We start from the raw sequence: 13,905 nt of genomic DNA, 5'->3' as shown, positions 1-13,905 counted from the left end.
ACAGCGTCACTACCCGGGCCGGGGCAGCGCCACGGGTGACGGTTCGGTGCGGTGCGGGGCGGCTGCGGCAGGTGCGCCAGTGAGCGGACCGGGCAGATATGCGGCAGCGCACCGTTGAAATGCCCGCCCGCAGCACGTATGTGCACCGCAACATGTCGTGTTTTTGGAGGAGCGCCATGCGCCTCACCATGATGAAATGCAAGCTGCACCGGGCCGTGGTTACCCAGGCCGACCTTCATTATGAGGGCTCGATCTCGATCGACCGCGATTACCTGGAAGCGGCTGGCATCCTGCCGCACGAACAGGTCGACGTGCTCAACATCAACAATGGCGAGCGCTTCACAACCTATGCCATCGAGGCGCCGCGCGGCAGCCGCACTTTCGGCATCAATGGCGCCGCCGCCCGGCTGGCCCAGCCCGGCGATCGCATCATCGTCGTCGCCTATGCGGAAATGGAAGCGGCCGAGGCGGAAGCCCATGACCCGGTCGTGGTCCTGCTCGACGAGCACAACAAGGTCGTGAAGCCGTCGCAGGCGGCGTAATCACTCTGATCCCACGTCAATCCGCTTTCTCGGGCGCCTCCCACGGGGTGGCCTAACCGATCGGTGCGTGGCCGTGTTCGCCGACCGATTTCCTGAACTCACGCTAATGCGCTGGGCTGTCGCCTCTTTTGCCTGCGGGAAATTCGGCGGCTCCCAATCCCTCCTGCTGGCGCTCTTGGCGGGGTCGGTTGGCGGCCTATGTCCCGCTCACAGGCTGGTTTCGGCCTGCAACCGCATGGGCTGAAGGAGGAGTTTATGATGCGGAGTTTGATGCTGGGAGTCGCGGGACTTGCGCTGGCCGGAGCGGCCGGGGCGCAGGACTGGAGCTATGAAGGCGCGAACGGACCGGATAACTGGTCCGGCCAGTGTGCCGCCGGAACGCAGCAGTCACCGGTCGATCTGAGCGGTGCTATCGAAGCGGATGTCATGATGCCGGCCCTGGACTGGAGCGTGGCCGATACGGTCACCCTGTCCAGCGACGGGCTGAATTTCAAGGCCGACACGGATGCCGGCAGCCTGGTCCTGAACGGCGTGCGCTACGACCTGCTGCAGTTTCATTTCCATGCCATGAGTGAACACACGGTGGATGGTGAAGCCTATCCGCTGGAAGTGCATTTCGTGCATGCCTCGGAAGACGGCGCGCTGGCCGTCGTCGGCGTGCTCTACGAGGAAGGCGAGGCCAATGCGGCGCTGGCCGACCTGTGGGCCGCGATCCCGGCCCAGGGCGAGACCGGCACGGTGTCGGACCTCGACCTGCGTGTCTTCCTGCCGGGCTCGATGGACGGGTTCCGCTATGCCGGCTCCCTGACCACGCCGCCCTGTTCGGAAATCGTCGCGTGGACGGTGCTGTCCGAGCCGCTCGAGGCATCGGCGGAGCAGATCGCGGCCTATCGCGGCCTTTACGGCGACACGGCGCGTCCGGTCCAGCCGCACAACCGTCGCTTCATCCTCGAAGCCGACTGATCAAGCGCGCGCCCGGCCGCCCTGTTCGGGCGGCCGGGTCGATGGCGCCGGCCTACTGGGTGATGCAGAAGTCGGCCGACACGTTGGCGGTCAGGGTGAGCCGGCCCGGCGCGACGCTGGTGTCGTCGCTCTCCATCATGGCTGCGCGGGCATACATGACCGGCGGCTGGCCGCCATGGCTGGACTCGCTCATGCGACGGATGCCGCACAGCTCGAAACCGGCCGCCTCGGCGAAGAAGTCGGCCTTGCGCAGGAGGGCCGCGATGGCCTCGCGACGGGCCTCGTCGAGCGCCGCTTCGGTATCGTCGGCAGCAAAGCTGATGCCGTCGATATTATTGGCTCCGGCCGCCACCATGGCATCAATGGCCTGGCCGACCCGGCCAGTATCGCGGATCTGGGCGGTCACCGTGTTGCGGGCCTCGTAGGCGATGATGCGGTGCTCGCTGTCGCCCAGCTCGCGTCGGTCGCCATACACCGGCGACACGGAAAGCTGCGATGTCTGGATGTCCTCAGCGGCAATGCCGGCCTCGCGCAAGGCCTCGAATACCCGGTTCATCCGGGCCGTATTGTCGGCCATGGCCTGGCGCGCACTGGCGGCGCGGCTGACCACGCCGGAGCGCACCGAGGCGTATTCGGGGGCCAACTGGACGTCGGCACTCGCCGACAGGCTCAGGGTCGGCTCGCTGACCTCCTGGGCAAGACCGGGCGAGGCGGCACCGGCCATCAGGGCGGTGGATGCGAGTAGGGCACGGAACATGTTGAAACTCCTGGCAGTGATCCCAAGTCGTCGGGGTAACGCGGGGCAGCGCCCGCGTGTTCCTCCGGCCAGCAGTGGGCCATGTCGGGCATGGCTGCAAGCTGAATGCATTGCGGCCATTGCAAGGCCATTGCACCCCAGCAGCGCCCGCGACTTGGCGACACGCTCCGGTCAGGCTAACACGTCTGCCGGGTGGGGCCTGTAGCTCAATTGGTTAGAGCCGGCGGCTCATAACCGCTTGGTTGGGGGTTCGAGTCCCTCCGGGCCCACCATTTTTTTCGCGTTGCCATGGAGTGGCAGGTCCGGCGCGCGGTCGCGCTTGCGGCGGTTCCGGTTGGGGCATGCGAGGCCCTCTGCATACTTTATGCTGTGGTTGATTGGTGTCTGTTTACAACTGACTGCCTTATTGTCCCGGGAGGGGGCCGGTCCGGACGGATGCGGGTTCCACGGATGACCGGAGCGGGTTCCGGTGGTTTTATGCAGGCGGTCGAATGGACGCGGACAATCTGGACAGACGGCCGGCCCAGCGGGCCCTGCCGCAGCCGCGCACCATGGTGCCGGTTCTGGTCGCCGCCGTGCTGGTCTTCTATGCCGGGGTCGGTCTGAGCGTGTGGTTTGCCAGCCAGGCGTCCAATGAGCGGGCTTCGGCGTTGAGCGAGGCGACGCGGGCGCGGGCCGAGAGTGTGGCCACCCATTTCGAAAACCAGTTCATGCAGGACCTGCTGTCGCTCGATCGCATGGGGCAGCGCTTTGGCATGCGGGCAGGCGGTACGCCGGAGGATGAATGGCGGCGCGATGCCGGTGCCTATGTCGAGCACAAGCCCTGGCTGCGGGCGATCGCGTGGACCGATGAGAGCCTTGAGATCCAGCGCATCGAGCCGGTGGCGGGAAACCGCGCCGCGCTCGGTCTGAACCTGCGCCAGAGATCCGCCCATATCGCCGAGATCGACGCCGCGATGGCGCGCCAGGCCCTGCTGGTGACCGGCTCCAGCGACCTGGTCCAGGGTGGCCGCGGAGTAATGGCCTATATCCCGGTCGTCGAGCGTAGCGGCCGCCGCTCCCTGCTGATCGCGGTATTCGACCTGGAGCGCTTCGCCACCCACCTGATGGCGCGCGAAAGCCTGGACACGTATGCCATCTCGCTGATCGAGAACGACAAGCCGGTCTGGTCCTCCGGCTCGGGGGCGCCTGACGATGCCGGTTTCGGCGCCGAAGCGCGGGTCAATGTGATGGGGCAGACCTGGGTCATCCGGGCCGAGCCGACCGCGGCGCTGGTGTCGGAATATCGCGACGCCTTCGTCAATGTGAACCTGGTCATCGGGGTGATCATCAGCCTGTGTGCCGCGGCCGCGGCTGCGGCGATCCTGCTGGCCCATGGTCGCAGTCGCGAGCTGGGCGGCGTGGTCAAGGTGCTGCGTACGCGCGAGACCGAGCTGGACACGGCGCGCCGCGAGGCGGAATCGGCCAATGACACGAAATCCAACTTCCTGGCCACGATGAGCCACGAGATCCGAACCCCGATGAATGGCGTTCTGGGAATGCTGCAGGCGCTGCGCCAAACGCCGCTGGACGAGCGTCAGTCGATGATGGTGGAGACCATCCAGTCCTCCGGTACGTCGCTCATGACCATCCTGAATGAAATCCTCGACCTGTCGAAGATCGAGGCCGGACTGATGCAGATCGAGACGGTCGAGTTCTCGATCGAGGATGTGTGCCGGTCGGTGGTCCGCATGCATGCGGACTCGGCGGAGGAAAGAGGGTTGCAGCTGGTTCTCGACGTGCGTCCGGCCGCCGCTGGCACGCTGTCCGGTGATCCGCAGCGCATCCGCCAGGTGCTGCACAATCTGGTCAGCAATGGCATCAAGTTCACGCACCGGGGCTCGGTAACGATCAGTGCTGACCTGGTGGCGCCGGACGAGGCGGAAGCGGCCGAGCTGGTGCTCACAGTGGCCGACACCGGGATCGGCATCGATGCCGCGGTGCAGGACCGGTTGTTCTCGCCTTTCACCCAGGCCGACGGTTCGACGGCTCGCAAGTTCGGCGGCAGTGGCCTCGGCCTCGCCATTTGCCGGCAATTGTGCGAGCTGATGGGCGGCACCATTACCCTGCATAGCACGCCGGGGCAGGGCTCGGCCTTCCGGGTCAGCCTGCCGGTAGGGCGCGTGTCCGGGACGGTCCCGGCGGTGGCGGCGCGGACCACAGATCGCAGCGGCCTTACCGACAGCGGGCGGTCGCGCCTGGCGCCGCTGCGGGTACTCGCGGCGGAGGATGTGGCCACCAACCAGCTGGTCCTGCGCAGCCTGCTCGGGCCGGTGGTGGCCGAGCTGGAGATCGTCGACAATGGCGCGCTTGCAGTCGAGGCGTTCAGGACTGGCTTGTATGATGTCATCCTGATGGACATGCACATGCCGGTGATGGACGGCTGGGAGGCCATCCGGACAATGCGCGAGATCGAGGCGCAGCGCGACACAGCCGCGACGCCGATCATCGCGCTGACCGCGGATACCATGCCCCAGAAGGTGGAGTCCTATCTGCGCCTTGGCGCTGACCAGGCCGTAGCCAAGCCCTTCACCCTGGCCCATCTGGCCGATGCGATCATCGCTGAGGTGGAGCGGGCCCGGCGCAGTGATCCGACCGTGTCCATGCGTGAATCCGCAGGTGGGCGCACCTGATTACGGCCCGTCCGCTGAGCGGACCAAGTTCGCTAGAGGTGTCGGTCAGCCGGGACGCGATTGCCGGAGAATACCGGTGCGGCGCCCGCGGGCGGGTTCGGGGGGAAGATGACGCACGTCGAGGCGGCGCTTGCGGCTGCCAGGCTGGTCGCTCTGGCGGGCCAGCCAATCGCGGGCCTGCTGCTTGCCGGAGAAGTGCCGGACGCGGGCCCCCTTGGTCCGCATGTTCATGGTCAGCCGCTCGACCAGGTCGGTCTGGTCAGACAGCCCGATGAGGGCGCAGGCAAAGGGAGCAAGCAGTTCGGCCAGACGGTCAGCGAGAGCGGCCAGTTCAGTCTCTTCGAGAATGAAGGAGGCGAGGCGCAGGTCGAACAGGACATGCTGGAACGGGGTGCGACGGGAGAGCGTGTCGATGGCGCGGAAGAGGGGCGATTCCGGGTCGTGGAAGAATTCCCCGGAGGCATAGATCTCCAGGGTCCCCCCGATCGGGCGCAATTCAAATCCGTCTTCCGTATACACTTGGGCCGCCTTGGCTTTTTCTCTAACCAAACACTGTCGTGACAGCCTTGCCCGCGAGTAAATGCGCGGTCATGGATTATGCATGGTTGCAGCACGCCTCTGTGGCGGGCGAAGACGGCCGCTGGTGCTCTTGCCATTTGTTAACCTGCCTTGGGGTAAAAGAACGTGACTGCGAGGGATGGCAAGCATGTTCTGGACACGCATCGACCGGCTCACGGGGGCCAACCCCCTGGTGGACCTTGATCACGCGATCAAGTCTCGCCTGGCGGTTGCCTACACGGCCGTGTTCACGCTGATGGGCACGGTCAACGCCCTCATCCTGACCTTTATTGTCGATGCCCGGCCCGGCCTTGCCGAACTGGCCATCGGCTCAGGCGTGTTTGCCGGCGTAGTGGGCAGTATCGGCCTGTGGATGCGCAAGCCCAATTTGACCATTGCCGCCATGCTGGTGATGGCTGCGCTGACGCTGTTCAGTGCGGCAATCGGCAATCACGGCTCCTTCCCGCCGTCGAGCATCTATCTGCCGGGTATCGTGCTGGGCGCCTATATCGCCTGGGGTGCCCGCGCCGCCCTGATGTCGATCATTCCGGTATTCGCCTATTTCGGCTTCATCCTGTCGATGGCCGGCGAGGCCAAGGGCAGTTTGAGCGAATTTACCCCGGAGGAAATGCTCAATGTGCTGGTTATCGCCTCCGGCTTGTCCTGTGTCTGGATCATCCTGTTCGGTTCGAGCTTCCGTTCGGCTACCAATGATGCCCGCGAAGCCATGGCGCAGAACAATCGCAAGCTGGAAGAGGCGCTGATAACCGCCGAACAGGCCAACCGGGCCAAGTCGGATTTCATTTCCAACATGGGCCACGAAGTGCGCACCCCGCTCAATGGTGTGCTCGGCATGACCTCGATCCTGCAGCAGGACGACCGCCTGACCGAAGACCAGAAGCGTCATATCGCGCTCATCGAGGCGTCCGGTCGCGCCCTGCACGGCCTGCTCAATGAAGTGCTCGACCTGTCCAAGATCGAAGCCGATGCTATCGAGCTGGAGCACCAGACCTTTGACCTCGTCGAGCTGGTCCAGCAGGCGACCGACCATTGGCGGCCGCAAGCAGAGAGCAAGGGGATCGTGCTGGAATGCGGGCGCCCGGGCCTCGCCAAGGCGGAAGTCACCGGCGACGCGCTGCGCGTCAAGCAGGTCGTCAACAGCCTGCTGTCGAATGCCGTCAAGTTCACTCATGGCGGCCGGATCACGGTCAGCCTCGGGATCGACACAGTGAATGACGGAGACGATTTCGACGTCAGCCTGACCATCAAGGACACCGGTATCGGCATCCCCTTCGACAAGCAGAACGAGATCTTCGAACCGTTCAACCAGGTCGACAGCTCGACCACCCGCAAATACGGCGGGACCGGGCTCGGCCTCGCGATCTCGCACCGGCTGGTGCACAAGATGGGCGGCGAAATCAGTTGCCTGAGCACGCCGGGTCGCGGCTCGACCTTTACCCTCGACCTGCGCTTGCCGCGCGCCGACGGCGCGGCTCCGCTGGTGCAGGAACCGGTCTATGAGCGCACCGAGCTGCCCGATGCCCAGATTCTCATTGTCGATGACGTGCAGACCAATCTGCAGGTCATGCAGGCCATGGTGCAGCAGGCTTATGCCGGCCAGGAGGTCAGCATTGATTGTGCCGTGTCTGGCCGCGAGGCAGTCAACCGAGCTTCGGCCCGGCCGTATGACATCATCCTGATGGACATCCAGATGCCGGAAATGGACGGCATTTCGACCATGCACTGCATCCGGGAGACGCGGAAATCTCGCGACGCCAAGATCATCGCCGTGACCGCGCTGGCTTCGGATGACAATCGCAAGCGCTTCCTGGCCGAGGGTTTCGATGCCTACCTGCCCAAGCCGATCGATATCGGTACGCTGACCCGCATGCTGGACACCGTCTCGCGCACTCCGCGCAGCGCTGAAGTCCTGCCGCTGCGCAGCCAGGCTTCCTGACCGCTTTCAGATCTCTGCCACGATGAGCTGTGGCCCGCCCGCCGCCAGTGCCGCGGCGAGGGCGCTGTCGAATTCGCCAGCCGTGGTGGCGCGCCGCCCGGACACACCGAAGCCTTCGGCCAGTTTGACCCAGTCCATGCGCGGGTCCTCCAGGGACAGCATCTGGCGCGCCGCCTCGCCGGGATCGCCGGCACCGACGCGCGCCAGTTCGACATTGAGCACCAGGTAGGAATGATTGGCGAAGACGACATTGACGATGTCGAGTTTTTCGCGGGCCTGGGTCCACAGGGCCTGCAATGTGTAGGCGGCCGCGCCATCGCCGCACAGCGCGAAAACCTGGCGCTGCGGGCAAGCCAGGGCGGCGCCGATGGCCTGCGGCATGCCGGATCCGATCGCGCCGCCGGTCAGGCAGAGCCAGTCGTGCCGAGGACCCTGGGTGAGCCACGGAAACACCCCCATGCCGGATGTTGTAGCGTCGTCGCAGATCACCGAATTTTCCGGCATGTGCCGCAGCAGCGAGATGCCGACATAGCCGGGGTTGAGCGGCGTGTCGGGGTCAAGCGGTGGCGCCTTCGAGGCTGCGGGCAGCTCCGGGTTTTCTGATGCGTCGAGCATGTCCGCCAGGGCTTCGAGGGCCTGTCCGGCGGTTTGGTCCGGTCCGGCCAGGGTTTCGACAGGCATGCCATCGGGCACCAGGCTGCCGGGGCGGTCGGGATAGGCGAAGAAGCTGACCGGCGGCGTCGTGCCGGCAATCAGCAGCAGGTCGTGGCCGTCGAGGGCGGCGAGGGCCTCCTCGGCGAAATAGGGCAGGCGCTGGGGCGCGAAACGGCCATGGCCGCGGGCGATGCGGGTGACAAAGGTGTCCATGAACACGCTGCCGCCGGTCGCCTTGGCGAGGCGCGCCGCGGCCAGAAGGCCCTGATCGAGGCAGGCGTGGTGGCCCAGCAGGAAGGCCGGCTTGCGGGCAGCCTTCAGGCGTTTGGTGGCCGTGCTGATGACAGGTGGTGCGACCGGTTCGAGGCCGGGCGGGTCGAGGGCGGCGGGGATTTCCGGTTCGCATGTCGCCCAGGCACAATCGGCGGGCAGGACGAGGCTGGCGACGGCCGGCCCGGGGCCGAAGGACTGGCGCACCGCGGTGGCGGCCAGGGTGGCGATGTCCTCGGGGCGCTCGACCTCGCCGACCCAGCGCGACATCGGTTGGCACAGGCCGACAATATCGCTGGTCAGGGGCGCGTCGAGCGCACGGTGGTGGCGAGCATGGTCGCCGACAATATTGACCACAGGGACCCGGGCGCGCCGGGCATTGTGCAGGTTGGCCAGCCCGTTGGCGAGACCGGGTCCGAGATGTAGCAGCGTGCAGGCCGGTCGACCGGCCATGCGCGCAAAGCCGTCCGCCGCGCCCGTTGCCACGCCCTCGAACAGGCACAAGACAGAGCGCATGCCCTCGGTCCGGTCGAGGGCCGCAACCATGTGCATCTCGGAAGTGCCGGGATTGGTGAAACAGGTGTCCACGCCGTGGGCGATCAGGGTGCGGACCAGGCTTTCGGCGGCAAACATTGGGCTCTCCGGAGCGGCTGGCCGCCCAGCCTTGGGCGTCAGCCGCGCTCGGTCAAGCGTTCTCCGGAGGGCGCCGGATGCCGAAGAACAGGGCGTAGATCACCGGCACTGCAATCATGGTCAGCACCGTGGCGAAGGCGAGGCCGCCGATGATCGTCACTGCCATGCCCTGGAAGAAGGCGTCTCCGAGCAGCGGCGTCATGCCGAGAATGGTGGTGGCCGCGGCCAGCACGACAGGTCGCAGGCGGCTGACCGAACCGTCGCGCACGGCGGCGAAGCGCTCGGTGCCGCGAGCGATGCGGGCATCGATCTCGTCGACCAGCACAATGGCGTTCTTGATCAACATGCCGGACAGGGACAGCAGGCCCAGCAGGGCGGTGAAGGAGAAGGCGACCTGGGTGACGAGGAGGCCGATGACCACGCCATTGACCGCCATCGGCACCACGCTCCAGATCACCAGCGGCTGGCGCACCTTGGCGAAGAGCAGGAAGGAAATGGTCAGCATGGCGATGAAGGTCAGGGGCAATTGCCGGCCGAGGGACGCATTGGCCTCGCTCGAGGCCTCGAACTCGCCCCCCCATTCCAGGCTGTAGCCGGGCGGCAGGTCGATGGCCTCGATCAGGGGCCGGATCCGGGCCAAGCCCTGGGCGGCGGTTTCGCCGGGCTGCGGATTGGCGCGCACGGAGATTGTGCGGGTACGGTCGCGGCGCTGGATCAGGGCTTCCTCGAAGGCCAGCTCAAAGCCGCGGGCCACCTGGCCCATGGGCACATAGGCCTGTCGGGCCGTGCTCCAGACCAGGCGGTCCTGCAGCTGGGCGGTTTCACCACGCTCATTGGCCGGAGCCCGGGCGATGATCGGGATCAGCGTCTCGCTCTCGCGATAGACCCCGACCTGGGCGCCGTCGGTGGCGAACAGGAGGGCGTTGGCGATGTTCTCGCGGGTGACGCCGATCGGCTGGGCCCGCTCCTCGACGATCTGCGGCCGCAGGACGGGAACGGGGTTGCGCCAGTCGGTGCGGATGTCGATGACATCGCCGTCGACATGGAGCCGTGCAACAGCCTGCTCGGCGAGGCCGCGCAGGACCTCTGCGTCCGGTCCCATGAAACGGGCTTCCAGCTGGGCCCCGGACGGTGGGCCGAAGACGATCCGGTCGATGCGGACATCGACATCGGGATAGCGTTCGCGGACATGGCCCAGAATGCGCTGGCCGAGGGCGGGAATCTGGTCGCGATCGGAGGTCTGGACGATCAGCTGGCCGTAGGACGGGCTGGGCTGTTCGGCGTTGTAGGTCAGCATGAAGCGGGTTGCCCCGGCACCGACAAACGTATCGTAGCTTACGGTCTCGTCCTGCTCACCGACGAAAGCGCCGATTTCGCGCATCGTGCGGTCGGTGGTCAGGATGTCGGTGCCCTCCGGGTGCTCCACATTGACGAAGAACATCGGTGTGTTGGCCGGCGGAAAGAAGGCGTTGCGAACCGAGCCGAAGCCGACATAGCAGGCCAGAGTGATGGCCAGCAGCACAAAGAGGACGATCCAACGCCGTGACAGGGCGCCCTGGAGGAAACCGCGATAGGCGTTGAACAGGCGACCGGAATAGAGGGCGTCTTCATCGAGTTCGGCCGAGGCGGCGGCCTGGGCGGCCTTGCGCTCATGGGCGAAGAGGTGGAAGCCGACCAGTGGCACGACACTGACCGCAACCAGCCAGCTCAACAGCAGCGAGATGGCGATCACGGCAAACAGGGAGAACAGGAATTCGCCGGTCGAGTCGGGCGACAGGCCGATCCCGGCGAAGGCCAGGATGCCGATGATGGTGGCGCCAAGCAGGGGCCACTGGGTCGCGGCGACGGCGTCCTCGGCGGCTTGCAGGCGCGGCTTGCCACGGCGGATTCCGGTCAGCATGGACTCGGTGACAACGATGGCGTTGTCGACCAGCATGCCCATGGCGATGATCAGGGCGCCAAGCGAGATGCGCTCCATCTCGATGGCGAACATGTTCATGAAGAACAGGGTGCCGGAGACGGTCAGGAGCAGCACGGCGCCGACGGTCAGCCCCTCGCGCCAGCCCATGAAAATGCACAGCACGGCGACGACGATGCCGAGAGACAGGGCCAGGCTGATCAGGAAGTCATTGATGGCGCGATCGACCACGAGGTGTTGCTGGTAGACCGGGTGGAGCTGGACGCCGACGGGCAGGCTGGCCTCGATCTCGGCCAAGCGGGCGTCGACAGCGTGACCGACATCGACGATGTTGGCGGTGGCGAGGCCGGCAATGCCGAGCGAGAAGGCGCGCACATTGTCGTGGTAGATGAACTGGCGCGGCCGTTCGACCGGGCCGCGGGTCACGGTGGCGAAGTCGGACAGACGGATGGTCTGGTTGCCGGTGCCGGGCGTGACCAGGAGATTGCGGATCGACTCGACGCCGCCCAGGGTCTGAGGCAGGCCGATACGGACATGGCGGTCATCGATGGCGGTGGCGCCGGCGCTGACCACGGCGTTCTCGCGACCGAGCTCGGCCAGCAGGCTTTCATAGGACAATCCGAGGCGGGACAATTCCTCCTGCGCGATCTCGATATAGATGCGCTCCTGCGGTTCGCCCTCGATGGCGACCTTGGCGACATTCTCGACGGTCAGCAGCTCGCGCCGCAGCAGGCGGGCGATGTCGCGGATCTGGCTGTCGGAATAGCCCTCGGCGGTGACCGCGTAGAACAGGCCGTAAGTGTCGCCGAAATCGTCCAGCACGACCGGCGGCCCGGCGCCCGGGGGCAGGCTGCCGGTGGTGTCACGCACCTTAGCGCGCAGGCGCGTCCACACGCCGTCGAGTTGGTCGCCATCGATGGTGTCGTCAATCTGGACGTGGATTTCCGACAGGCCCGGCGAGCTTTCCGAGGTGATGTCGGCAACTTCGGCGAGTTGCTGGATGGCGATCTCGAGGGTCTCGGTGAGCTCCTGTTCGACCTCCTCGGCGGTGGCACCGGGATAGGGGGTGAAGATGATCGCGGTCTTGATGGTGAAGGCCGGATCTTCCAGCCGGCCGACATTGGAAAATCCGTACAGCCCGCCGAGCAGGCAGAACAGGATCACCAGCCAGGTCAGGACCGGCTTGTTGATCGACAGGCGGGCAATGGCGGAGCCGGGTGAGGTGGCGCGGCTCATTGCGGAGTTCCGAAGCGGGTGCTGGCGGAGAGCGGACGCACGGGCATGCCGTCATAGAGCGCCTGCACGCCGGCGGTGACCACCTGCTCGCCGGCGCTCAGGCCGTCGGTAACGATGACCATGCGGTCGCGGCTGCCACCGAGCCGGATGGCGCGCGGACGGACGATGCCGGCATCCGGATTGTCCTCGCTGGCCTGGAAGACCCAGACCCGGGCGCTGCCGTCGGGGGCCTCCGTCACCGCGGTCAGTGGTACGCGCAGGGCGCTGGCGGTGGCGGCGGGACGGTTGAACTCTGCCCACACGGTGGCTGTCATGCCGGGCAGGATATTGGCCGGAATGTCGTCGGGCAGGGCAGCCAGGGCGCGATAGGTCTGCGAGGCGCTGTCGGGCTCGCTGACCAGTTCGCGCGGCTCCAGGGCAAAGGTCTGCCCGGGCAGGAAGGGGAAGGCGGCTTCCAGTGATATCAGGTCGGTGCGGTCGAACAGGGCGACCATGTCTTCGGACACCGGAACCGAGACGCGCAGCTCGCCGGTGTCCTGGATGCGCAGGATCGGCTGGCCGGGCGAGACGATCGTGAAATTGTCCACGAGGCGGCGGCTGACCAGCCCGTCGAAGGGCGCGGTCAGGGCGGTGTATTCCAGATTGCGGCGGGCGCTCTCCAGGGCCACGGCGCGCAGGTCGTAGGTGGTCTGGGCATTTTCCAGCGCCGCCTGCGAGGCGATACCGCGCTCGTGCAGCGTGGTCTGACGTTCCAGGTCGGCGCGGGCCTGCTGCAGCTGGACTCCGGCTTCGCGCACGGCGCGGTCGAAATCCTCGGTGTCGAGACGGGCCACCAGGGCCCCCTGCTCGACGCGCTCGCCTTCTGTGATCGGCAGTTCGGCCAGCTGGCCGCCGACCTGGAAGGCCATGTCGACGCTGATGCGGGCCTCGACCCGGCCGACGAATTCATAGCGGCTCTGTTCGGCCAGGCCAGTGACATCGGCGAGCTGGACCAGGCGGGGTGCGGGCTCGGCGACGGGTTCGGGCTGCGAGCAGGCGGCCAGCAGGGCAAGGCCGGCGAGGGGAAGCAGACGGGTCATGCGTAGAGCGCCTCGCTCATCTCGACCAGGCGGCCGCACACGGCGGGCAGCCGGTTTTCGTCGATGTGGTTGAGCCCGAGCAGGCTGGACAGTTTCAGCCCGTCCAGGGCGAGCAGCACGATGCGGGCCTGGATCGGGTCGGGGGTCGCGTCCGCGATGCGTTCGAAGATCGTTGTCATCATGGTGCAGACCGGGTCGAGCAGGTCGGGCTGTTCGGCCGAAGCGGCGAGCAGGGCGTGCGGCACGCTGGACGCTTCGTCGAAGCGTTCGAGCAGGGTGCGAACCACGGCGGGCAGGACTGGAGCGCCGGCGTCCAGCGCGGCGGCCTCGGCGGCGGCGATATCGGCGGACACCGAGCTCACCAGGCGCTCGACCATGGCCTTGAGCAAGGCCAGCTTGTTGGGGAAGTGGTAGAGCACGCCGCCCTTGGAGATACCGCTTTCGGCGGCGACCCCGTCAATGGTCAGGCGGCCGGCTCCCTCGCGTTCCACGACGGCTTCGGCGGCATCGAGGATGAGGTCACGTGTGGCGGGGCGTTCGGCGGACATGGGGACTCTCGGTGCGGTTCGATTGTTGCGCTGCACATAAACCGTCCAGACGGTACAGTCAATACCGTCCGGACGGTATAGTGATCGTGTCGTGACTACGTCGGGGCATGGCCAATGG

The 13,905-nt window shown here is 66.5% G+C and carries 10 protein-coding genes and 1 tRNA gene; 5 read left to right on the top strand and 6 right to left on the bottom strand.

Annotation, left to right across the window (positions count from 1 at the left end):
* Window positions 1-176: 176 nt before the first annotated feature.
* Window positions 177-542 (top strand): aspartate 1-decarboxylase, encoded by a 366-nt coding sequence (gene panD, locus ACXYMR_RS01570; RefSeq protein WP_458940990.1) that lies wholly within the window; start codon window positions 177-179, stop codon window positions 540-542.
* A gap of 255 nt (window positions 543-797) precedes the next feature.
* Complete coding sequence (locus ACXYMR_RS01565; RefSeq protein ID WP_458940989.1) at window positions 798-1,505, top strand: carbonic anhydrase; 708 nt, start codon at window positions 798-800, stop codon at window positions 1,503-1,505.
* 52 nt (window positions 1,506-1,557) lie between these two features.
* Here the strand turns inward: ACXYMR_RS01565 and ACXYMR_RS01560 are convergent, their stop codons facing one another.
* Window positions 1,558-2,262 carry an SIMPL domain-containing protein gene (locus tag ACXYMR_RS01560; RefSeq protein ID WP_458940988.1) on the bottom strand — a complete coding sequence of 235 codons (705 nt, stop codon included), beginning with the start codon at window positions 2,260-2,262 and terminating at the stop codon, window positions 1,558-1,560.
* 195 nt (window positions 2,263-2,457) lie between these two features.
* Between ACXYMR_RS01560 and ACXYMR_RS01555 the strand changes: the two genes are divergently transcribed.
* Window positions 2,458-2,534: transfer RNA gene (locus tag ACXYMR_RS01555), tRNA-Ile, on the top strand.
* Window positions 2,535-2,753: 219 nt separating this feature from the next.
* Window positions 2,754-4,934, top strand: coding sequence for an ATP-binding protein (locus ACXYMR_RS01550; RefSeq protein WP_458940987.1), 2,181 nt, complete (start codon window positions 2,754-2,756; stop codon window positions 4,932-4,934).
* A gap of 45 nt (window positions 4,935-4,979) precedes the next feature.
* Here the strand turns inward: ACXYMR_RS01550 and ACXYMR_RS01545 are convergent, their stop codons facing one another.
* Window positions 4,980-5,453, bottom strand: a complete 474-nt coding sequence (locus ACXYMR_RS01545) for a hypothetical protein (protein WP_458940986.1) — start codon at window positions 5,451-5,453, stop codon at window positions 4,980-4,982.
* A 187-nt stretch (window positions 5,454-5,640) separates the two neighbouring features.
* Between ACXYMR_RS01545 and ACXYMR_RS01540 the strand changes: the two genes are divergently transcribed.
* Window positions 5,641-7,449: an ATP-binding protein gene (locus ACXYMR_RS01540; RefSeq protein ID WP_458940985.1), complete on the top strand. Its 1,809-nt coding sequence runs from the start codon at window positions 5,641-5,643 to the stop codon at window positions 7,447-7,449.
* A 6-nt stretch (window positions 7,450-7,455) separates the two neighbouring features.
* On the opposite strand, the gene ACXYMR_RS01535 is transcribed toward ACXYMR_RS01540, so the two are convergent.
* From ACXYMR_RS01535 to ACXYMR_RS01520, 4 genes are read right to left on the bottom strand one after another with little or no spacing between them, the layout of a single operon-like run.
* The gene (locus tag ACXYMR_RS01535; RefSeq protein WP_458940984.1) at window positions 7,456-9,006 is read right to left on the bottom strand and encodes an acetolactate synthase large subunit; all 1,551 of its coding nucleotides are present in this window, start codon (window positions 9,004-9,006) and stop codon (window positions 7,456-7,458) included.
* A 52-nt stretch (window positions 9,007-9,058) separates the two neighbouring features.
* Window positions 9,059-12,160, bottom strand: a complete 3,102-nt coding sequence (locus ACXYMR_RS01530) for an efflux RND transporter permease subunit (RefSeq protein WP_458940983.1) — start codon at window positions 12,158-12,160, stop codon at window positions 9,059-9,061.
* Window positions 12,157-13,239, bottom strand: coding sequence for an efflux RND transporter periplasmic adaptor subunit (locus ACXYMR_RS01525; RefSeq protein WP_458940982.1), 1,083 nt, complete (start codon window positions 13,237-13,239; stop codon window positions 12,157-12,159). Before ACXYMR_RS01525 ends, ACXYMR_RS01530 begins: the two co-directional genes overlap by 4 nt.
* On the bottom strand, window positions 13,236-13,787 hold the full coding sequence (locus ACXYMR_RS01520) for a TetR/AcrR family transcriptional regulator (RefSeq protein ID WP_458940981.1): 552 nt from the start codon (window positions 13,785-13,787) through the stop codon (window positions 13,236-13,238). Before ACXYMR_RS01520 ends, ACXYMR_RS01525 begins: the two co-directional genes overlap by 4 nt.
* Between the last annotated feature and the right edge of the window lie 118 nt (window positions 13,788-13,905).

Source organism: Maricaulis sp. CAU 1757, assembly GCF_054482675.1.
The sequence above is the reverse complement of the archived record's forward strand: the minus strand, read 5'-3'. Positions and strand labels throughout refer to the sequence as shown.